Below are 21,310 nucleotides of genomic sequence, written 5' to 3'. Positions count from 1 at the left end.
TTTTTCTCTAAATTACATTATAAATATGAGATCCAAAGCATGAAAATCACAAAGAATCAAAAGAATAATGGATCATTCTAAAGCAGTAGTTCTCTTAGCGTTTTTACTCCTGCTTTCTGGCTGCGGATTGTTTTTACGTGATCGAAAAATCAGGCATGCGGGCATTGAAAAGGACGATTATGATTTGCCAGTCATACTTTATCCGAGTGTGATGCCAGAGTCGAGAAAACTAATTTTCCTGCTTTCAGGTGATGGTGGCTGGCTTGAATTTGAAGATGGTCTGGCCCAACAGTTCTCAAAGCAGGGTTTTCAGACAGTGGGTTTCAACACCAGGAATTATTTCTGGGAACAAAGAACACCGGAAGAACTTTCTCAACACTTATTGTTACTGTTGAGAACCTACCGCAGGATGTACAATGCCAATGAGATTTACCTATGTGGATATTCCTTTGGTGCAGATATTATTCCCTTTGCGTATAACCGCCTACCCTTCGGTGCCAAAAGAAGGATTTCCGGCATTCAACTCTGCTCCCCTTTTGCCACCAGTGATTTTAAAGTCCGGACAGTTGACCTCCTCAATATTGGTGGCGACGACAAACCTTACAAGGTGATCCCGGAAGTCAGAAAGATCAATATTCCGATTCTTTGTTATTATGGAATAGATGAAAACCCCAAAGCATTAAAGGATCTGCAGCTTAAAAATTTCAAATTGATCCTTGTTCCAGGTGATCATAGTTATGAAGCAGCGGCCATTGAAACGATTGTATCTGGAATACCAGTAAAGACACATTGATATCTAGACACAATGATCACCGTCAGCTCATCAACATCTTATTTCTATGAGCATCAGGCAGTAATTAGATAATGGTTCAAAGCCTACAATTGATCACCGCTAATCTGGAAGAATTAGGAAATTTAGGTTAAATTTGTCGCCATGAGTACTGTGGATTCCGCCAATGAAATTTTTGACAATGTCATCTCCTTTATAGAATATACCAACCAAAGCATCTTCCTCACCGGAAAAGCCGGAACCGGAAAAACTACTTTGCTTAGAAAAATAAAAGAGACGACAGCGAAAAAGACAGTCATCGTTGCACCCACGGGTGTAGCAGCCATGAATGCAAAAGGCGTTACCATCAATTCCTTGTTTCAATTGCCTCCGGGATCATTCTTTCCGGGCGATGTGAACCTGGCCAGTTTAAGAGCTGGTGTGATTTCTATCAAAAGTCTGCTTACAGAACTTAACTATTCGAAGGAAAGAAAAACACTATTGATGGAGCTGGAGCTTATGATCATTGATGAGGTATCTATGGTGCGCTGTGATGTGATTGATGCCGTAGATGCGATACTCAGGATGGTCAGAAAAAATGATGCACCCTTTGGCGGCGTACAGCTCTTATTGATCGGGGATCTTTTTCAATTACCTCCGGTAACGAAAAGAGAAGACTGGGATTTATTGAGCCGGATCTACCCTTCCCCTTATTTCTTTGAAGCCACAGTAGTAAAACAAAACCCTTTGTTACAGGTAGAACTTAAAAAGGTGTTCCGGCAAACGGAACCGGAGTTTGTGGACATTCTGAATGACATCCGGAATAATCAGATTGGTGATGCGCGGCTGGAGATCTTAAATCAACGCTTTGACCCTGATTTTAAACAGGCAGAAGGTTCTAATCACATCATCATTACATCTCATAATGCGGAAGCCAATACCATCAATAATGAGAAGGCAGATGAACTGGAAGGCGAGGATTTTGTTTTTGAAGGTCAGGTGGAAGGAACATTTAGTCCACAGGTATTACCGGTAGAACAGTCTTTGCGACTTAAAGTAGGTGCCCAGGTGATGTTCATTAAAAATGATACTGGCGACGATCGTAAATTCTACAACGGGAAGATTGGAAAGGTAAAATCAATCAGAGGAGAAGAAATTTATATCACTTTTCCTGATGAACAGGAAGACTTATTATTGGAAAGGTCCTCCTGGCAATCCTTTGAGTATAAAGCGAACGAAAATAATGCGATCATACAACAACAGGTAGGTGAATTTTTTCAATTTCCAATCAAACTAGCCTGGGCAGTAACCATTCATAAAAGTCAGGGATTAACCTTTGATAGTGCCATTATTGATGCCGGAAACTCTTTTGTATCTGGGCAGGTTTATGTGGCTTTAAGTAGGGTAAGAACCTTAAATGGTTTGATCCTCCGCTCTAAGATCAATAAAGAGAGTCTCCGTTCCAATATAGAAGTACTTAACTATATGAAATTAGGCCATGTGGATTCTCTAAGCGATTTCCTTTCGGATGCTCAGGAAAGATATATTATTCACCTATTCAGCACTGCTTTCTCCTTCAATGAACTGACAGAATCTTTTGAAAAGCTGACCGCGGATCATGAAATCATGAAATCAACTGATCCGGAGTTCCGTTCCATGATTGGTAACCTGAGCAGATCAATAGAAGGACTTCAGGCGGTAGCGGTTAAATTCCAATCCCAACTTAGGCAACTTCAAAAAGAGCGTGGGCTGAAAGATCCTGCGGTAATCCATGTCAGAATGGATGCTGCCTATAATTACTTTGCAAAGGAACTGACTTTACAAGTGATCAATCTTTTGAATAAACACATCCGTACCAGGCCGAAAAATAAAGGAGACCAAAAACTGGTGGCTTTGTTTACCCAACATCGCCTGGTGGCTGACCATAAGATTTTCAAAATACGCTCGGCAACAGAGATCGCTAGTAAAGCTGCAAACTGGGAGAACCAACGTGAGCTGATGAAGAAGATTCAGGACTTATTGAAAAAGAAAGCAAATACGCCTGGGGCGGCACAAAATGCCACCACCATGCAACTTTTTTAAGGGCAACTTTTTAAGCCTGCCCTTTCTTTTTCACCATCACATTTACCCGGTAGACAAAGAACCCACAAATGAACACCAGTACGGAAACTACGATCCCTAAAGTATCATAATGTTGCAGCGGACTACTTTTCGTTTCCTGGCTAACAATTAATCCGGCACAAAGGGCCGCTATACCCCCTGCAACTTGCTGCAAGGAGGCATTTACACTCATGAATGCTCCTCTATCCTTTTGGTCAGGGACACTCATCGTTAAGGTCGTTGCGGGAATCATCCTGCTCATGATGCCCATAAACAGCACCATATTTAACACCACCACCTGCCATACAGGAACCGGTGTCAGATTGGTATAAATCAGGATCATCACTATGGCAAGCAAAGAACCCGCGCAAAAGATCATAAACTTATCCAGTTTATCACTCAGTTTGCCAATTAAAGGCATCATCACAATCGAGCCCAAACCAGTAAACATGAATACGATCGGCAATTCTTGCTGAGTAATATTGATATTATTGATCAGATATGCGCTACCAAAGGGCATCAGCATAAAGCCTCCAACGCTTAGAAAGGCCGTAGCTAGAAATCCAGTCTGGTAAGAAGGATTTGAAAGGGCGTGCCAAAGGTGTAAGAATGCATTTTTATCTGATTGAATTGCCAGGTGTTTATCAATGGGCTTTACTTTGAAAACAACCGTAAAGGCGATAGCAATTGCCAGCATCACAATCATGTAAAAAGCAGCATGCCATCCCCATAAATTGGCCAGATAAAGACCAATAGGAATACCTAAAATCTGACTTGCGGCATAGGCCATCTGTACAAAGCCCATCACTCTCCCCCGCTGGTGTACAGCAAAAATATCGGTGACGATGGTCATAGAAATTGCACCTATGACTCCTCCAAAGAGTCCGGTCACAATCCTGGCTCCCAAGAGCATTTCATAAGTAGTAGACATGGCACAGCATAGTGTTCCAACAATGAATCCAGTGTAGAAAAACAACAACAGCTTTTTACGGTCGAACTTGTCCGCAAATCCCGCAGCCAGAATTCCTGATGCACCGGCACTAAAAGCATAGGAAGAAACTACAAGCCCGAAACCTTTAGGTGTGATCGACAAAGATTTCATCAGGAAATCGCCCAAAGGGGCAAGCACCATAAAATCCAATACAATGGTAAATTGCAATAAAGCCAATAAAACAATGACTAATTTTTGATAAGCAGAAAACGGCGGCGCAATCTGACTGGGTATACTTTGATCCATTTATTACGGAGTTTGTCCGGTAAGGGTTAGGTTAATTCTTCACACTGGTATCCATGTTGGCTGACCAATGCAATGACATCGTTGAGCTGTACTTCATTTGAGACAATTCTCAGCACACAGTCAACATCTTCCTGATCGACGGTCCACTGGCTAATGTCATGCAGCTGCATCAATTCAGTCATAAATTGTTTATCACTTTCGGTGCGGATATTTGTTTTAAATAGCAACACACTAAATCCGTTAATTTCCATGTTGTAGGTTATTTTTTAAATGCTTTCAATACTAAATCAAAGGAGGCCCATAGGATTTCATCGGTTAGAATGAAGGGTCTGCCTCCAATGCTGCGCCCCTCATTGTGAAAACGAACCAGGGCATATAATGGGCCAAAGGCGACAGACCAATAGGTCTCCATTGGCAAGGCATCGATCTCCCCATTTGCCACTGCCTTTTCCATGAAAACACCCAGGGTTTGTTTAAAACTCTCGGTCATGGATTCGAAAATCTTTTCCTGATAAGTGGAGGTTCGCAGTTGTTCAATCATCTGACAGGTGAGTGGATTTTCCAACATGCACTTTGCACGATGTTCCCATTGGTGTCTTAAACCCTCTGCAAAAGAAAACTCAGGATCAAAGCCTTCCAGCATCATTGCGCTTAATCTTTGAGTTTCTTCCAGGCCCACCTGAAGAATCAGATCATCTTTATCTTTATAGTAGATATATAAAGTGGCCACGGAAATACCGCATGATTTTGCCAGCTTAGCCATGGTAAAGCCCTCAAAACCGACCTCTACCAATAGTTCTACGGCCTTCTCTTTCACCAACTCTATTTTATTTACATCCCTGATTCTCATTTTATTTTTATTGAGCAGCAAATATAAATGAATATTCATTTAGTTATAACAAGCTTAATTAAAATATTCTCAGGGCAATAAAAAACCCGGCAATCGTTGCCGGGTTGATTCCTTTGGATACAGCAGGTTGTATCTTTTGTCTATTTCTTATCCCTCGATGGCCTCTGCTAAACTAGAGCCATCCTTGGTCAATACCTGAAAATGATTGTCTTTCGCCAGCTTTAACAATTGGTGGATAAAGGCTGTAGCATTAGGATAAACAGTCTTATCGAACTTTAAAATAGTTTCAATTTTGTTTACTGCATTTACATACTCGTCATTTACTTCCTTTTGATTCATAATGTTTTCTTTTAAGGTGAGATTTGCTTCAAGGTCACAAAATTCAGGCCAGCCCTACTGCATGAACATCAAATTTTTGTTACCTATTTCTTAATCTTATTCCTTCTCCTATACATAATTATTGTTTTCCACCAGAACCTCTTTTATTGCCCTTACTTAAATTATTTTTTATTCATTCCTCAAACTCTTCACAGGGTTCTCCAGCGCACTTTTTACAGTTTGGAAGCTTACGGTCAGCACTGTAACTAAAATCGTTAGAAAACCAGCAATCAAAAACACCCAGCACTCCAACATCGTCCGGTAAGGAAAGTTTTCCAGCCAGTTGTTCATGATAAACCAGGATAAAGGGGTTCCAATAAGGATGGCAATGCCCACCCAACGTATAAACTCCATATTGATCAATTTCACAATCTGATGTGGCCTTGCTCCACTGATCTTCCTGATGGCAATTTCTTTAGTTCTTCTTAATAACATCAAACTTGCGATCCCCAGGATACCCAGACAAACGATAAAAATCGTTAACCAGGTAAAGATCATGATGATCGTACCATAGGTTACATCTTCTTTATACTGTCTGTTAAAGAACTCATCCAGGAAAAATGAATCAAAAGAAGAATCCGGAAACACGCTTTTATATTCTTGCTCTATCTGAGAAAGAATGACCTGAGGATTCGCTCCTTGAATTTTAACGGATATAAATTCATAATCCAGCCCGCCCCATGGACTAAACATCAACAACACCACTGGTCGGAAGTTCTCTTTTAATGAGTGGTGATGGTAATCTTGCACTACCCCGATCACTTCGTATTTCCTGGCGCCCTGGCCTTCCAGATTGATATAGCCTCCTACTGCAGTTTCTTCATCCTTAAAACCAAAATGTTTCAAAGCGCTTTGTGTCAGGATCACGGAGCTTTCCTGATCTGCGCCAAAATCTCTGGAAAAATTCCGTCCTTTCAGGATATTCAATTGATAAGCCTTAATGAAATCATAATCCACCCGAAGCATTTCACTGAGTACAGAGATTTTTTCCGGATCACTATCCCTTTGGTTGGCCATAAAATAACCCACCATTTTTCCTGGAACTGCACTCGACATGGTCAGGGCTTTCACTCCTCCAATGGTTTTCATTTTCTCAGTGATCATTTTCAGTTTTTCATCATAAGCATCTGTCTTTGCCGGGGTTTTAAAAACCAGCGTTTGAGTTAAAGAAACCCCCAGATCTTTACTTTGCATGTATTGCATTTGTCGGCGGATAGTGATCGTAGAAACAATGAGTACCACTGCTGCTGTAAACTGGAAAATAATGAGTCCCTGACGCAGGCCTTTACCCATCCTAACACGGAAGGACATCCTGTTTTTCAGGACCACAGCAATCTTAACCTTTCTCAAAATAAGGATCGGAACTGCTCCGGTAATCAGGGTACTCAAACAAAAGATCAGAACCAGCAGTCCCCACACCAAAGGTCGCTGCCAGAACTGATTAAACATTGCTGAGAAATAGTACTGTTCCAAAAATGGAAGTGCCACTACCATCAGGATCAGGAAGACCACAACTGCCATAAAATTGATCATAAAGGACTCAATGAAAAATTGGGTCACCATGTGTTTGGTTTTGCTACCTACTAACTTCCTGACTCCAATTTCTCCGGCACGTTCAATAGACCTGGAGGTCATGATATTGATGAAATTCACCCAGCCTACGATCAGGATTATGAGGGCAAAGAAAAAAATAAAGCGAATATTTTGCCTGCTGCCCTTTACTTCAAACTCATAGGGTTTTAATGGATTCAAATGGATATCGGTAAGTGGCACCATACTAATCTCCCATCGTTTATCACGCATAGCATCTTCAGTTTTAAATTTCTCTGCCAATGCAGGGAATTTACTTTCAATACGTTTCGCATCATCCACATTATTGGTTTTTACATAGGTGTAAGCTTCATGTTGGTACCAGAAATCCCGTTCAAATGGCGTGGTACTGGCATAAGAGATGATCATATCCAGGTTCAGATGAGATTGTGGCGGAAAATCCGCGTAGACCCCGCTAACCGCACAATGGTACACCGATTTACGGGTCGTAATGTCCAGTACTTTCCCGATAGGATCTGCTTCACCAAAGTACTTTTTAGCTGCTGAGGCAGAAATGGCAATGGTATTCGGCTCTTTCAGGATGCGTTTAGGCTCCCCTTTTAAAAGCGGATAGGTAAAGAAACTGAAAAAATTACTATCGGCAATCACCACCCTTGGCTCCCTGTAGATTTTATCCTGATAACGGACAATCCTTTCGCAATCTTTATTATTTACTCTGGTAATGTCTTTTACTTCGGCAAATTCCGCTTTCATTGCGCCGGCATACCCAAAAGAACTGGTGGCCCATGAATCGGTCACTGTTCCATTCAGGGTAAAGAAGGATTCTGCCCGGTAGATCTTATCGCTGTCTTTGTGAAAATCATCATAGTTTGATTCGAAATCTACATAATTCATCAGGATGACACAGGCGCCCATAGAAATGATCAGACCGATGAGGCTAATGAGCGTATAAAACATGTTCTTACGCAGGTTGCGCAGGGCAACTTTAACAAAATGCTTGATCATATTAGGCGAGAATATTTTCAGTAACCACTTGTCCGTCTAACATTCTTATGATCCGGTGACTGTACCTTGCATCATGTTCGGAGTGAGTAACCATGATAATGGTGGTTCCCTGAGCATTCAGATCCGTCATGAGCTGCATCACTTCAGCTCCATTATGGGAGTCCAGATTTCCCGTAGGCTCATCGGCAAGAATCAGCTTTGGTTGGTTCACCACTGCACGGGCTACAGCAACCCTTTGCTGTTGTCCGCCGGAAAGTTGCTGAGGAAAATGGTTTCTACGATGCATGAGTTGCATTTTTTCCAGCACTTCATCCACCATCCTTTTTCTTTCTTTTTCTTTCAGTGGAGTATAAATCAAAGGCAATTCTACATTTTCAAAAACAGTCAGCTCGTCGATCAGGTTAAAACTCTGAAACACAAAACCAATGTTTTCAGTTCTCAATTCTGAGCGCTTGTAATCGTTGAATTTAGCCACCTCAGTGCCGTTAAATACAAAACTTCCCTCATCGAGGTCGTCCAAGAGTCCGAGGATATTGAGCAGGGTGGATTTCCCGCAACCGGAGGGGCCCATTACGGCTACAAATTCTCCTTGTTTCACTTCAAATGAGAGGTCATTTAAAGCGGTGGTTTCCAGCTCCTCTGTGCGATAGATTTTTTTAAGGTCTTTGATTTTGATCACGGTTCAGGTTTTATTTGGTGAGGTATATTAGCGTTAATTTCATTTTGAAGGACAATTTTATATGATTTCATTGAAAATTCAGTTTCATTTCCTCAATTTGAGGTTTGTTTTGGTATTGTTTTATTTTGGCACATCATCTGTTAAGTTATAAATCCTGGTTCAATTGGACTTTAATGTTATAATTTCCCAACATAAAAACAGAGCTGTAGCACATACTATTTGCCCTGGTTCAGGATCAGTTCCTGCACCTCGCCAAAAGATTCATATCCGGAGATGATGACCCGATCTCCAGGTTGTAATCCATCTTTTAATTCATAGAATTCCGGATTTTGCCGACCGATACGCAGGTCTACCCTTTGTGCCGTTTTTCCATCCTTATTCACTCTGAAAATCCAGTTTCCACCGGTTTTCTGATAAAAACCTCCTCTTGGCAATAACAAAGCATTCGTTGCATCACTCAATGCCAAACGAACCTGCAAAGTTTGCCCTCTTCTAATGCCTTGGGGAGTACTGTTTGGAAATTCCATATCAACCTGAAACTTCCCATTAGAAACTTGAGTAAAGACCTTCTTCACTTTTACAATGGTCTTTTTGTTGTTAAAAGTAAACTCTGCGACAAGACCTGGAAAAATTCTGGAGATATAATGCTCATCTATTTCTGCACGCACTTTAAATCCGCTGATCACATCAATCTGCCCCAATCTTTCTCCTTTATTTTTGTTCTGCCCAATTTCTGCATCCAGGGAAGTTAGCTGACCGGCTACCGGAGCCCTTACCGTTAAATCTTCTACCTTTTTCCGCATCACTGCCAGCGCATTTTGGGTACGTTGGATAGACTGACTACTTTGAAAATGCTCTTGTTTGGTCAAAACAGAATCCTGTTTTAAAATTTGTTCGGTTAATCTTTTCTTTTTACGCAGATAATCATAGGCAATCTGACTTTGTTTGAATTCCTGTGCCGCGATGATCTTTTGATCGAATAATTTTTTATTAACAAGATAGGCGCGTTCTGTTTCCTGCCATGAACTCTCTACATCTGCCATTTGATTGAGCTTACCAATCGTATTTTGTTGGGCAGCATTCCTGGAAATCTGCATCTGTGTGAGCAGGTTAAACACGGCTGTTTCCTGATTGGCCAGACTCAGCTCCAGATCCGTATTGGACAAGCGGAGAATGGGATCTCCTTTTTTAAGAAAAGCTCCATCTTCTACATATTTTTCTTCTAACCGGCCTCCCTCTGCAGCATCCAGATAAATGGATGTTATGGGAAGCACTATACCATTTACAGGAATAAATTCCTGGAACAATCCACTTTTGATTTCCGCAACTACCAATTGAGTTCCTTCTACCTTTACCCGGCTCTTACCAGAAGTAAAGAGATAACCAAAAGCGATTAATCCAAGGAGCAGTCCTCCTGATCCCCATAAAGCCAGACGCTTAAAGCTCCAACGTTTTTTCTTTACAATCTGATCCAATTTATGTTGTATTTATAATTTAAAATGTTCCTTAAGTGCTGATCAACACCAGGGCTTCCAAGTCAGAAGCCCTGCAAAAGGAACTGATAAAAGCCATACCAATTAAACAAACGACTGAAAATCAATACATTAAACAACAAAGCACTCAAATCATGCGTTCGCATCCGAACAATTACCGTTCGGTTTCGGTACAGTTAAAAACGATCATTTTTATCGCGATCAACATGGATAAGAATCCCTAAAATGTTATACTTGTAATCGCCATTTAAACCAAAACACTTCATATATGCAGCTCAAAAACAGGTCTATTTTAGTAGTTGATGACGACCCGGATGTACTTACAGGATTCAGGCTTTTATTGAATACAGAAGCAAAGGAAGTACAGACCGAGAAGAATCCAGAACAATTACCTGCCCTGCTTGCATCCAGAAAGTTTGACCTCATGCTTCTGGATATGAACTTCAAAAGTGCCATCAACAATGGCAATGAAGGCTTCTATTGGCTCAACAAAGTACAATCGCTGGCACCTGAAATGAAGATCATCATGATGACTGCTTATGCTGATATTGACCTTGCGATCCGGTCTCTAAAGGAAGGTGCTACAGATTTCGTAGTAAAGCCCTGGCACAATAATAAATTGCTCGAAACGCTAAACAGGGCATTGGAGGGTCAGGAACAAACTAAAAGTAAGGGCTCCGGAACTCCAAAGGGAAATGGTACAGATTTGATTGGCAAATCTGATGTCATGCAAGACATTCTTTATAAAATAAGCCGTGTGGCACCAACTGATGCCAACATTCTGATACTTGGTGAAAATGGCACAGGTAAAGATCTGATCGCAAATGCGATTCATGAACAATCTACAAGAGCAGCAAGGCCATTTGTAAAAGTGGATGTTGGCGCTTTAAGTGAAGGATTATTTGAGAGTGAATTATTTGGACATAAAAAAGGTGCTTACACTGATGCCAGAGAAGACCGGATGGGGCGTTTTGAGGCCGCAAATCAGGGTACTTTGTTTTTAGATGAGATTGGCAACATCAGTTTACAGCAGCAGGCAAAGTTATTGAGTGTATTACAGAACCGTCAGGTCATCAAATTAGGTAGCAATGACCCGATTCCGGTCAACATCCGGTTGATTTGTGCCACCAATGTTGCTCTAAAAGAACTCGCCAGTGATGATCGTTTTAGAAAAGACTTAATCTACCGCATCAATACAGTAGAAATTGTAGTACCCCCCTTAAGAAGCAGAGGAAAAGATGTGCTCTTATTAGCTAAACATTTCAGTAAGGTTTATACCGATAAATATTTCAAATCCCCAATGCCTTTGGAGGAAGCTGCATTGGACAAATTACTTCATTATACCTTCCCTGGGAATGTTAGAGAACTTCAATATACTATGGAAAGGGCAGTCATTATGGCGGAAGGGCCTTTATTGAAATCAACTGACCTGGTCTTCTCTCCTATTGAGACCGCGATTCCGGCTACAGACGACCTGAGTTTACGGGTTTTAGAGAAAAATGCCATTCTGCAGGTGATCGAAAAAAACAGGGGAAATATTACCTGGGCTGCTAAAGAACTCGGGATCACCCGAAATGCTTTGTACCGCAGGCTGCACAAATATGACATCTAAAGCAACCACATGGAACATCGCCTGGAAAACCGGACTGCTTTTTATCAGCCTGGCTATGGCTGCCTGGTGCCTGGTTGAGTCCTGGTATCCGGCCTTATTGTTACTGACTATTGCCATCATTTATCAAATGATAGTCATGTATCAGCGTCAACAGAAAATGTACAGGGAACTTAACAATTTCCTTGCAGCTGTACGTTCCCGGGATTTCTCCTCTCATTTTGAAGTAAAGCATGCACCATCTGAGTTAAAACCACTTCGAACAGGTTTTAATGAGATCAATACTGCCTTTATGCAGATCGCCAGAGAAAAGGAAACACAGTATCAGTACCTGAAAAAACTTTTGGAACTGATTGATACAGGGATCCTATCTTATCAGGCTGATAATGGTACGGTAATCTGGATGAACGAATCCCTGAAATCGTTATTGCGACTGCCTTATTTGAAAACTATTGATCGTTTAATACAAAGGGATGAAAAACTGTATCATAAAATCATTTCACTAAAACCGGGGGAATCCAGGATTGTCAGCCTTAAAAGTGGAGATCAGGTTTTAAAAGTCCTGCTCTCCGCTACAGCTTTTAAGACAGATCAGCTAAGATTTACAGTGGTCGCCTTCCAGAACATCAACGAGGCATTGGATGAAACAGAGGCCCGGGCCTGGCAGAAATTACTTGGAGTATTGACCCATGAACTGATGAACTCGATTGCTCCGATTTCTTCCTTGGCGGCCACACTTAAAGTCCGCCTGGAAAACCTCGAAAAACCCAGTCATCAATTGCAAATTTATGATGATTTAGAAACTGGAATGGAAACCATCCAAAGAAGAAGTGAAGGTCTTTTGAAGTTTGCAGAGAGCTATAGAAATCTGAATAAGATTACGAGCCCTGTTCTTCAACCCCTTTTGATCAGCAAGCTTTTAGGAAACATTTATCAATTGATGGAACCCAGTCTGGCACAAAAAAACATTATTTTAGAACTCATATTAGCGGATCAAAAGTTAATGGCCAAGCTCGATCAGGCTTTAATAGAACAAGTATTGATTAACCTGATTTTAAATGCAGCAATGGCTGTTCAAAACAGTAGTAAGGCAAAAATTGTAATTTCAGCAGAGCAGGTGGAAAAAGGAAAGCTATCCATTAAAGTCACAGATAATGGTTGTGGCATTCCCGTAGAAATTATGGACAGTATTTTTGTTCCATTTTTTAGCACTAAAAAAAACGGTGGTGGAATCGGTCTACCGTTATGTAAACAAATTGTGATGTTACATCATGGACAAATGCAATTTCAATCTGTTGAAGGAATGGGCTCCTGCTTTACGATTCTGATGCCTTCTTAAAAGACATTAAATCCTCCTGAATATGACGGTGGAATGATGCTCTTATTTGCAAAAACATCCTCCTCTTTTTAATTTTGCAACAGCATTTCCATAATGATGTCTTGGCCAAAAGATTCAGCTTATGATTCAACAACAAGGTAAATCACAGGATGGGGCCAAAGACTCCATTAGCACTGCTGCCCGACTCAGCTCAAAATTCGGAATCTTTCTCCTGAATACATTATCCAGGCTTCCATTTTCCCTGCTCTATATATGCTCAGACTTTCTTTACCTGATCATCTACAGGTTAGTAGGTTACCGAAAAGCGGTGGTTCAAAAAAATCTGCGCAATGCCTATCCTGATAAAAGTCCGCAGGAACTGAAGTCTATAGAAAAAGACTATTATAAACACCTGTCCAGGATTATGGTAGAGATTTTCAAAATGCGCACCATGTCTGAAAAAGAGATGAAAGAAAGGGTAAAATTCAAGAACCTGGAACTGGTGACCAAACATCTGGATCAGGGGCAAAGCATCCTGCTCTGTTCTCCGCATTATGGAAACTGGGAATGGTCGGTTTTGGCCATGGCCTTACATGTTAAAGCGCATATTTACACCATCTACAAACCTTTGAGCAACCCTTTGTTCGACAAATGGTTTTACCAGACCCGCAACAGGTATGGCAACACCATGATTCCGATGAGGAACACCCTAAGGGCCATCAAGAATAGTGAAAATGAAACTTCAATCTTTTGTTTTGCCAATGATCAGGCGCCGCCAAAAGATGAATCCCATTATTGGGTGGATTTCCTGAATCAACCCACCTCCTTTCACATGGGCGTGGAAAAGATTGCTCAACGTACAAAACGCCCTGTTTTTTACGCGGAAATGAGAGCTATTGGAAAAGGTTATTATGAAATCGAATTTATGCCGATTTCTTTGAGACCTGAACAAACAGAGACTTTAGAAATCACGAAAAGTTATGCTGATAAGTTGGCACAAACCTTAAATGAAGCACCTCCATATTGGCTATGGAGTCATAAAAGGTGGAAACACAAACCTGAAATGACCCAAACTTCCCTACCAGCTTAATACCTATTGGGAGATTTGAGTCATTTGTAATGGAATGTTGGATACCGAATTTTTAGGCTTAGGCCTTTAAATCAGCATTGGCTTTTAGGAAGTTATAATACTTCATTTCTTCACCAAAAAAGATGTCTTCTGGTTCCAATTCATAAGCTTTCAAAAGGTACTCTTTAGCTTTTTCTTTATCGCCTTTTTCAAGATAACATTGACCTAAACGCAACATTACAAAAGGATTACTTTCTACATCTTCTCTTGTATTGCTTTTGGCAGTTTCAAAAAATGGCAATGCTGTTTTGAAATCATCCTGAAGGAAATGCGCATCTCCAATAGAAGCATTTAACCAAACGCTTTGAATATATTCGTTTTGAGGCTCAGGAATTAAAGCTAAAGCTTCTTCCCATACACCGATAGCACTGTCAAAATCATCCTCGTCAAAATAATCGTTTCCACTTTCCGAAAGCTTTAGGATTTCATCCGCTACTGCGGTAGAAAGCTCAGGTGCTGCACCCTTTACTTCTTCACTCATAATCTTATTTTTAAATTTTCAGACATCATCGCATGTCCGTTACAAATACAATATTCGGTATTTTTTGGGGGATTACCATCTTCCAGCAGATTTTCCCATATTAATCCCAGCGAAATATTCTTAATTACTACTCTTTTAAACGTATGTTTTTTCAGCGATAAAGAATTACCTTTGCGCGCTTAATACACTAACATACACACCAGTTTGAAAAAAGTTCTTAAAATTACGGGGATCACAATCTCCGCTATCGTATTGCTCTTGTTGATTACGCCTTACCTGATGCCTAAAACCATCTCTGAGGCAGTGGAAAAATGGGTCAATAAAAATATCAAAGGAGAAGTTAGTTTTGATGATCCGAGTTTATCCTTCATCAGACATTTTCCATCCTTAACTTTAAGTCTACATAATTTCACTTTAAAAGGTTCCGCACCTTTTCAGCAGGACACGTTATTGTCGACCAAAGAACTCTCTTTCAGAGTAGATTTAAGTACCATCTTTTCAGATCAGATCAAAATTGATCAGGTATACATTGATCAGGCCAACATCAACGTGAAAGTAGATGAAAAAGGGAATGCGAATTACAATGTGTATGAAAGCAAACCTGATTCTACCCAGAAAACTACAGAAAGCAACAATACTGCCATCAAAATTGAAGGAATTTTCATAAAAAAAAGTAACCTGAGCTATGACGATCAATCCGTACCGATGCTGATCCGTGCGAAAGGACTGAGTTATTCCGGACAGGGTGATTTTAGTCAGGCCATTTTCGACTTGAAAAGTCAGGCTAACATAGACAGTTTAGATGTGGTTTATGCAGGATCTCCTTACCTGTTGGGTAAAAAAATCAATGCGAAACTATTGACTAAAATCAACACCAACTCATTAGATCTCATGTTTGATGAGAATGATTTACAAATCAACTCCCTGCCTATTCATTTCGTAGGCCGTTTCTCCTTTATTAAAGATGGTTATGATATCAACTTTAAAACCAAGGCAAAAGAAACTGACCTGCATAACATATTTTCGGCATTGCCGGCTGCCATCGCTAACCGTGTTGAAAAAACCAATATCAAAGGTTATGCAGAGATTGAGGCTTCCCTAATCGGGAAATATCTGGCCAAAAGCAACACCATGCCTACTGCTACTTTCAACATGAAAGTCCGTGATGGGGAGATCTCCAATCCTAAAGCTCCGGAATCGATCAGTAAATTATACCTGAACTTACAAACCAGATTGCCAAGTTTAAACATGGATAGCCTGGTGATCAATATGGACAGTTTGTATTTCAATATGGGTAAGGATCGCGTCAGTTCTGTAGTTAAACTCAATGGTTTGCTGAGTCCTGAAATCTACATCAAAACTCATGCTTCTATAGATATGGAGAAATGGGCTAAGATTTTCAGTGTAGACCTGATCAAAGGTCATTACGAATTAGACCTACATGCGGATGGTAAGTACAGCAAGAAAATAGTGAGAAGTGGCATCAGAAAAGTAGACACAGTAATCGCAACCATTCCTAAATTCAGGTTGAGTTCTAAAGTGAGTAATGGTTATTTCAAATTTGCGTCTTTACCCGCAGCGATTGATAAAATCAATTTCAATATCAATGGAAATAACCCTGATGGGAATTATAAAAACACCAAACTGGAAATCAGCGACATAAACATTCAGGCCTTAAGTAGTTTTATCCGAGGTACCGCAAAATTACAAACTGCAGAAAACATGCCTGTTGATGTACAGCTTAAATCGATGGTCAACTTTGCAGAAATCAAGAATTTCTACCCTTTAAAAGACCTGGAATTAGATGGTAAGCTTCAACTTGACCTGCAAAGTAAAGGTGGCTACAACAAGCTTAAAAAGCTGTTTCCGATAACTACGGCAGCTATTCAACTGACAAATGGCAGAATTAAAACTGCACATTTCGATCAGCCTTTAGAGCAAATTGTGATTGATGCTGCATTGATGAATAAGGATGGCAAGTTAAAAGGAACTCAATTGAACATCAAACCGATCTCTTTCCAAATGGCAGGACAGCCTTTTATGTTGAAAGCAGATGTTAAGAATTTTGATAATGTGGCTTACAATATCAGTTCAAAAGGTAGTATCGATATAGGCAAAATGTACCAGCTATTTGCAGTAAAAGGATATCAGGTAAAAGGTTCAATTTTCACGAATGTCTCATTTAAAGGATTACAGAGTGATGCAATGAATGGACGTTACAGCAAATTGAATAACCGTGGTCGAGTGGTGGTAAAATCACTCAACCTGGAATCGGATATGTTTCCAAAAACTTTCCTGATTAAAAACGGTGTATTCTCATTTGCACAGGACAAGATGAAGTTTGAAAACTTCCAGGCCAGCTATGGACGGTCTAACATCAATATGAAAGGACATCTGGGTAATATCATCAACTATATGTTATCTGATAGGGCCAGTTTAACCGGAAGTTTTACCATGGATACCAAAGCTTTGTATGCCGATGAATTTATGGCTTATAATGGTGTTCCAGTAGAAGCAACAGGCAAACCCATCGCCAGCAATGGTGTGATCATCATTCCAGGCAACCTGAATGTTGAACTGAATGCAAATGCAGGAACTGTGTATTACAATGACCTGAAAATTAAGGATGCAAAAGGTACACTCGCACTAAACCAAGGCGTGATGACTTTAAAACAAGCCAGCTTTAATATGATCGATGCGCCGGTAGTGATGAATGCGACTTATAAAAGTTTAAGCCCTAAGTCAGCTACTTTCGATTATCATCTGACGGCCAAGGAATTCGATATTGCGAAAGCCTATAAAGAAATCAAATTATTCCGTGAGATGGCAAGTTCTGCAAGTAAAATGAAAGGTGTGATTGGTTTAGATTACCAACTTTCCGGAAAATTGAACAAAGACATGTTCCCTGTCTTCCCTACTTTAAAAGGTGGAGGCGAACTCTCTGTAAAGAAAATCAGCATGAGTGGCTTTAAGCTGATGAATGCGGTGGGAAAAGCCACCAAACGTGATAGCTTAAGCAATCCTGACCTTTCTGAGATCAAAATTAAATCCAGGATCAAAAACAACATCATTACCATTGAAAGGTTCAAAATGCGTGTAGCGGGATTCAGGCCACGATTTGAAGGTCAGGTGAGTTTCGATGGACGCCTGAACTTAAGTGGCAGATTAGGTTTACCTCCTTTCGGATTGATCGGTATTCCCTTGAGCATTACAGGTACCCAGGATAATCCTAAAGTGGCCCTTAAAAGAAATAAAGATGCCAAACTTGAAGAAACAGAGGAGGAAACGGAATAATCAGCTTTCCTGATAAAAAAACACCCTGTAGCTTATTCAAGAGCTACAGGGTGTTTTTGTTTACAGACCTTTATAGGCTAAGGATTCATCAATTTGATCAGGCGTTTTGTAATTGCATAATCTGGTGCTACAATACTGTTGGTGATGTAAGGAATATCACGGTCTATCGCATAAGAGAACAAACCACCTTTGGTCCCTTGAGAAGGCTGCCAGTTCGCATATTTATAACACCTGCTCTGGAAAGTAGGATCTGGAAATACCACATCACCCCAGTTCGAACCATTCTCCTCGTAGAAAGAAAATCCAGGTAGGAACTTAGCTGGTGTAATGTAAGTTGCATACAAATTGAAAGTACTCGTGAGGTTCGAAGTGCTTCTTCCATAAGCCTGTAAAAAGGTATAATCAAAACATTTGTAGCTTTGTATAAAGTAATTGGTTGGGTTCTGATTGGTATCGTAAATGAACTTTTTGCCTGTGCCGGATTTAGGCCCGAAGTACTTCGATAAAGCCTTGGTTGCCGCAACTTTTTTAGTCAGCGTAGTCCCCGTAGGGTTACTTTCTATATCAATATCGATCCCATCCAGATTGTACTCTAATATCCATTTATCATTGATGGATTTCGCCCATAAGGCATAACCTGCAGAATCCTGTGCTCCCGTAGTGGTTGCCGATCCTAAATCTCCAATGGTAATGATTACTTTGGTGCCTTTTGTGTGTAAGTAAGGAACATAATTCGTTTTCAATACATTCCAGTAAGCATTTTCAGGTGGCGTATAGTCAGGAAAAACCATGACCATATCCAGACTGTCTGGCAATCGACGCATACTCGTGGTATTACCGGTTGCGGTGACACTGTCTCGCCAGGTACGGTAATAACCGACTGACAGCTGATGCACACTGTTTTTGTAATCAATTAAACTTCCTGTCGCCAGAACTGCATTTTTTCCTGTTCCCAGGATCCCCTTTGACTCGTCAGACTTCTTACAAGCCATACCGAAACTAATTCCGGTCACAACAATTAAACACATTTTTAAATTTTTCATTACCATTGGTTTAATAGGATTAATTTATAGGTTAATTACATTGCATTTATTTTAAGGTGATCGATTTAGGACGGTCTGCCGGGTTTACACCCCATGTTTTAGAAGGCTTGCTCCCCATATAAAGGATCAATGTACCACCTGCAACCAGGTCCTTGTGTGCTAAATAAGATTTCTTATAAGGTTTACCATTTAACATGGCTTTCTGGATATACTTGTTCATTTTGCTGTTGTTGATTGCTTTCAACTGGAACTTCTTGTTTCCTGGCAGATCAATAACTGCATCATTCACCAATGGAGATCCGAATACATAAGTTCCGTTGGCCGGATTCACCGGATAGAAACCCATTGCTGAAAACACGTACCAGGCCGACATCTGACCCAAATCTTCATTTCCGCAAAGACCATCTGGTTTATTGGTGTATAAAGAATCGGTAATCTGACGAACACGATCTGCGGTTTTCCAGGGCTGACCAGCGAAAGCATACAAATAAGGGATATGATGGTTCGGCTCATTTCCCTGAGCGTACTGACCAATTAACCCGGTAATATCAGGTGAACTTCCTTCTCCCATCTCAGAACTCATACTAAATAGCGTATCGAGTTTCTTCGTAAATGGACGGTCGCCACCAAATAAAGCGATCAATCCTTCAGGATCCTGAGGAACCAACCAGGTATATTGCCATGCATTTCCTTCGGTATAATCATCTTCACGGTGTTTCGAGGAAACCGGATTAAATGGTGTACGCCATTGACCGTTTGCCAGTTTACCGCGCATAAAGTTGATGTCCTTATCAAAGTACTTGCTGTACAATCTTCCACGCTCAGAGAAGTATTTATAATCTGCCTCTTTACCCAGTGCTTTTGCCATTTGAGCAATACACCAGTCGTCAATAGCATATTCCAAACCTTTGGCTACGGATTCAATCACCTTATCGGAAGGGATATATTCCAGCTTCTGCGCATATTCAATACCTTCTACTTTTTGCATGGCAGAATGTTTCATTGCTTCGTAAGCAAGGTTCACGTCAAAACCTCTGAAGCCTTTCAAATAAGCATCTGCAATAATTGGAACGGCATGGTACCCAATCATCGTATTCGTTTCATTGCCCATCAGATGCCATACCGGAAGTTTACCTTGTTGCTGATAAATGGCCAAAAATGAGTTGATCACATCTGAGACTTTATCCTGGTGTAAAATAGTAAACAAGGGGTGATAAGCGCGGTAGGTATCCCAAAGAGAAAATGTGGTATAATTGGTAAATCCGGGTTTATGGTAGACTTTTTTATCGGTACCTCTGTAGTCTCCATTGACATCATCAAAAATTGATGGGGCAATCATAGTATGATATAGAGCGGTATAGAAGGTCTTTTTGGTATCCTCATCCGCCGTAATTTTCAATTTTGACAATTCCTTTTCCCATTTGGAATCGGCTTGCTGATGTACCTTATTGAAATCCCATCCTGGAATTTCGGCATTGATATTGGCCAAAGCATTTTCATAGCTTACCGGAGAAAGTCCAACTTTAAGTTTCAATACCGCAGCATTGATGGCATCAAAATGTAGGACCGCCTTTACTCCTTTACCTTTCAATTCCTTATCGCTTTTCATCATGCTGCTGCTATCAGATAAAGCTAAGTGGCTCAAAGGTTGGGAAATTTTAACTGCAAAATACAGACGTTGGTCGTTGGCCCATCCTTTAGAAAGGCGGTAACCTACCAATGTAGTTGCATCAATTTGTTTTACATAAGTTTCTACTGGGCTGTCCCATCCTACACCTGCTTTCAGATCGATCATCACATGGGGTTGATCCTGTGCCTTATCGAAAGTATATTGGTGGAAACCTACTCTTTCAGAACTGGTCAGTTCTGCCTTAATCTTGTATTTATCTAGTATTACACTGTAATATCCAGCTTTCGAAACCTCACGGTCATGAGAGAAAGTAGATACGTAATTTTGTTGCGAGGGGCCTGTTGCCGGCATTACCAGAATATCATTCAGGTCGCCGATTCCGGTACCACTCAAATGGGTGTGAGAAAATCCAATAATGGTATTACTGGCATAATTATAACCGCTACACCAATCCCAACCTTCAAAAACATTGGTCGGTCCCAACTGAACTGCTCCAAAAGGAACGTTAGCACCAACAAACACATGGCCATGAGCCGCCGAGCCAATATGTGGATCCACATATTTTGTGAGTCCGGTTTGAGCAAGAACCTGCTCCACAGAAAGCAGGATGCCCAAAAATAAAAGGTATTTACGCTTCATCAATTCTATAGTATTTAGTTAATATTGGCGCCGAAGTTACAAATATTTGTCCTGCAGCAGCTACCGGAACAACTGATCCTGCTCAGATATTGCTGCCGCAAGACA

17 protein-coding genes are annotated in these 21,310 nt (G+C 40.6%); 7 read left to right on the top strand and 10 right to left on the bottom strand.

All coding sequences use genetic code 11. The annotated features are described in order from the left end of the window. Positions 1 to 67 precede the first annotated feature (67 nt). On the top strand, positions 68 to 793 hold the full coding sequence (locus tag R2Q94_RS07310; RefSeq protein ID WP_316820794.1) for an AcvB/VirJ family lysyl-phosphatidylglycerol hydrolase: 726 nt from the start codon (positions 68 to 70) through the stop codon (positions 791 to 793). 141 nt (positions 794 to 934) lie between these two features. Beyond that, positions 935 to 2,851, top strand: a complete 1,917-nt coding sequence (locus tag R2Q94_RS07305; protein WP_316820793.1) for an ATP-dependent RecD-like DNA helicase — start codon at positions 935 to 937, stop codon at positions 2,849 to 2,851. Between the two features lie 10 nt (positions 2,852 to 2,861). On the opposite strand, the gene R2Q94_RS07300 is transcribed toward R2Q94_RS07305, so the two are convergent. The 7 genes from R2Q94_RS07300 to R2Q94_RS07270 form a co-directional block, all read right to left on the bottom strand. Then, positions 2,862 to 4,106 carry an MFS transporter gene (locus R2Q94_RS07300; RefSeq protein WP_316820792.1) on the bottom strand — a complete coding sequence of 415 codons (1,245 nt, stop codon included), beginning with the start codon at positions 4,104 to 4,106 and terminating at the stop codon, positions 2,862 to 2,864. Positions 4,107 to 4,132: 26 nt separating this feature from the next. Further along, entirely contained in the window at positions 4,133 to 4,357 is a 225-nt protein-coding gene (locus tag R2Q94_RS07295; RefSeq protein WP_316820791.1) for a hypothetical protein, read from the bottom strand. A gap of 8 nt (positions 4,358 to 4,365) precedes the next feature. Next, on the bottom strand, positions 4,366 to 4,995 hold the full coding sequence (locus R2Q94_RS07290) for a TetR/AcrR family transcriptional regulator (RefSeq protein WP_316820790.1): 630 nt from the start codon (positions 4,993 to 4,995) through the stop codon (positions 4,366 to 4,368). Between the two features lie 108 nt (positions 4,996 to 5,103). Further along, complete coding sequence (locus R2Q94_RS07285; RefSeq protein WP_316820789.1) at positions 5,104 to 5,295, bottom strand: hypothetical protein; 192 nt, start codon at positions 5,293 to 5,295, stop codon at positions 5,104 to 5,106. A 168-nt stretch (positions 5,296 to 5,463) separates the two neighbouring features. Beyond that, positions 5,464 to 7,890 carry an ABC transporter permease gene (locus tag R2Q94_RS07280; protein WP_316820788.1) on the bottom strand — a complete coding sequence of 809 codons (2,427 nt, stop codon included), beginning with the start codon at positions 7,888 to 7,890 and terminating at the stop codon, positions 5,464 to 5,466. A 1-nt stretch (position 7,891) separates the two neighbouring features. Then, complete coding sequence (locus R2Q94_RS07275) at positions 7,892 to 8,569, bottom strand: ABC transporter ATP-binding protein (RefSeq protein WP_316820787.1); 678 nt, start codon at positions 8,567 to 8,569, stop codon at positions 7,892 to 7,894. A 215-nt stretch (positions 8,570 to 8,784) separates the two neighbouring features. Then, entirely contained in the window at positions 8,785 to 10,044 is a 1,260-nt protein-coding gene (locus tag R2Q94_RS07270) for an efflux RND transporter periplasmic adaptor subunit (protein ID WP_316820786.1), read from the bottom strand. A 35-nt stretch (positions 10,045 to 10,079) separates the two neighbouring features. On the opposite strand from R2Q94_RS07270, the gene R2Q94_RS07265 reads away from it, so the two are divergent. The 4 genes from R2Q94_RS07265 (at position 10,080) to R2Q94_RS07250 (ending at position 14,079) form a co-directional block, all read left to right on the top strand. Continuing rightward, the gene (locus R2Q94_RS07265; RefSeq protein WP_316820785.1) at positions 10,080 to 10,286 is read left to right on the top strand and encodes a hypothetical protein; all 207 of its coding nucleotides are present in this window, start codon (positions 10,080 to 10,082) and stop codon (positions 10,284 to 10,286) included. 44 nt (positions 10,287 to 10,330) lie between these two features. After that, a complete protein-coding gene (locus R2Q94_RS07260) occupies positions 10,331 to 11,674 on the top strand; it encodes a sigma-54 dependent transcriptional regulator (RefSeq protein WP_316820784.1) in 1,344 nt (447 codons plus the stop codon). Further along, a complete protein-coding gene (locus R2Q94_RS07255; protein WP_316820783.1) occupies positions 11,664 to 13,010 on the top strand; it encodes a sensor histidine kinase in 1,347 nt (448 codons plus the stop codon). Before R2Q94_RS07260 ends, R2Q94_RS07255 begins: the two co-directional genes overlap by 11 nt. 121 nt (positions 13,011 to 13,131) lie before the next feature. Further along, the gene (locus R2Q94_RS07250) at positions 13,132 to 14,079 is read left to right on the top strand and encodes a lysophospholipid acyltransferase family protein (protein ID WP_316820782.1); all 948 of its coding nucleotides are present in this window, start codon (positions 13,132 to 13,134) and stop codon (positions 14,077 to 14,079) included. Positions 14,080 to 14,137: 58 nt separating this feature from the next. On the opposite strand, the gene R2Q94_RS07245 is transcribed toward R2Q94_RS07250, so the two are convergent. Further along, the gene (locus R2Q94_RS07245; RefSeq protein WP_316820781.1) at positions 14,138 to 14,599 is read right to left on the bottom strand and encodes a tetratricopeptide repeat protein; all 462 of its coding nucleotides are present in this window, start codon (positions 14,597 to 14,599) and stop codon (positions 14,138 to 14,140) included. Positions 14,600 to 14,803: 204 nt separating this feature from the next. On the opposite strand from R2Q94_RS07245, the gene R2Q94_RS07240 reads away from it, so the two are divergent. After that, complete coding sequence (locus tag R2Q94_RS07240; protein ID WP_316820780.1) at positions 14,804 to 17,893, top strand: AsmA family protein; 3,090 nt, start codon at positions 14,804 to 14,806, stop codon at positions 17,891 to 17,893. A gap of 77 nt (positions 17,894 to 17,970) precedes the next feature. Here the strand turns inward: R2Q94_RS07240 and R2Q94_RS07235 are convergent, their stop codons facing one another. Both R2Q94_RS07235 and R2Q94_RS07230 read right to left on the bottom strand, forming a co-directional pair. Then, positions 17,971 to 18,936, bottom strand: coding sequence for a glycosyl hydrolase family 18 protein (locus R2Q94_RS07235; protein WP_316820779.1), 966 nt, complete (start codon positions 18,934 to 18,936; stop codon positions 17,971 to 17,973). A 46-nt stretch (positions 18,937 to 18,982) separates the two neighbouring features. Next, positions 18,983 to 21,205: a GH92 family glycosyl hydrolase gene (locus R2Q94_RS07230; protein ID WP_316820778.1), complete on the bottom strand. Its 2,223-nt coding sequence runs from the start codon at positions 21,203 to 21,205 to the stop codon at positions 18,983 to 18,985. Positions 21,206 to 21,310: the final 105 nt, after the last annotated feature.

It is taken from the genome of Pedobacter gandavensis (assembly GCF_032678465.1).
Lineage (GTDB): Bacteria > Bacteroidota > Bacteroidia > Sphingobacteriales > Sphingobacteriaceae > Pedobacter > Pedobacter gandavensis_B.
This window is presented reverse-complemented; position numbering and strand designations above follow the sequence as displayed.

What these genes read in the sequence shown, in the direction of transcription:
- R2Q94_RS07310 (WP_316820794.1), top strand. Translation starts at nt 68, where the DNA reads ATGGATCATTCTAAAGCAGTAGTTCTCTTAGCGTTTTTACTCCTGCTT.
- R2Q94_RS07235 (WP_316820779.1), bottom strand. Translation starts at nt 18,936, where the DNA reads ATGAAAAATTTAAAAATGTGTTTAATTGTTGTGACCGGAATTAGTTTC.
- R2Q94_RS07255 (WP_316820783.1), top strand. Translation starts at nt 11,664, where the DNA reads ATGACATCTAAAGCAACCACATGGAACATCGCCTGGAAAACCGGACTG.
- R2Q94_RS07300 (WP_316820792.1), bottom strand. Translation starts at nt 4,106, where the DNA reads ATGGATCAAAGTATACCCAGTCAGATTGCGCCGCCGTTTTCTGCTTAT.
- R2Q94_RS07260 (WP_316820784.1), top strand. Translation starts at nt 10,331, where the DNA reads ATGCAGCTCAAAAACAGGTCTATTTTAGTAGTTGATGACGACCCGGAT.
- R2Q94_RS07230 (WP_316820778.1), bottom strand. Translation starts at nt 21,205, where the DNA reads ATGAAGCGTAAATACCTTTTATTTTTGGGCATCCTGCTTTCTGTGGAG.
- R2Q94_RS07295 (WP_316820791.1), bottom strand. Translation starts at nt 4,357, where the DNA reads ATGGAAATTAACGGATTTAGTGTGTTGCTATTTAAAACAAATATCCGC.
- R2Q94_RS07285 (WP_316820789.1), bottom strand. Translation starts at nt 5,295, where the DNA reads ATGAATCAAAAGGAAGTAAATGACGAGTATGTAAATGCAGTAAACAAA.
- R2Q94_RS07250 (WP_316820782.1), top strand. Translation starts at nt 13,132, where the DNA reads ATGATTCAACAACAAGGTAAATCACAGGATGGGGCCAAAGACTCCATT.
- R2Q94_RS07290 (WP_316820790.1), bottom strand. Translation starts at nt 4,995, where the DNA reads ATGAATATTCATTTATATTTGCTGCTCAATAAAAATAAAATGAGAATC.
- R2Q94_RS07305 (WP_316820793.1), top strand. Translation starts at nt 935, where the DNA reads ATGAGTACTGTGGATTCCGCCAATGAAATTTTTGACAATGTCATCTCC.
- R2Q94_RS07280 (WP_316820788.1), bottom strand. Translation starts at nt 7,890, where the DNA reads ATGATCAAGCATTTTGTTAAAGTTGCCCTGCGCAACCTGCGTAAGAAC.
- R2Q94_RS07245 (WP_316820781.1), bottom strand. Translation starts at nt 14,599, where the DNA reads ATGAGTGAAGAAGTAAAGGGTGCAGCACCTGAGCTTTCTACCGCAGTA.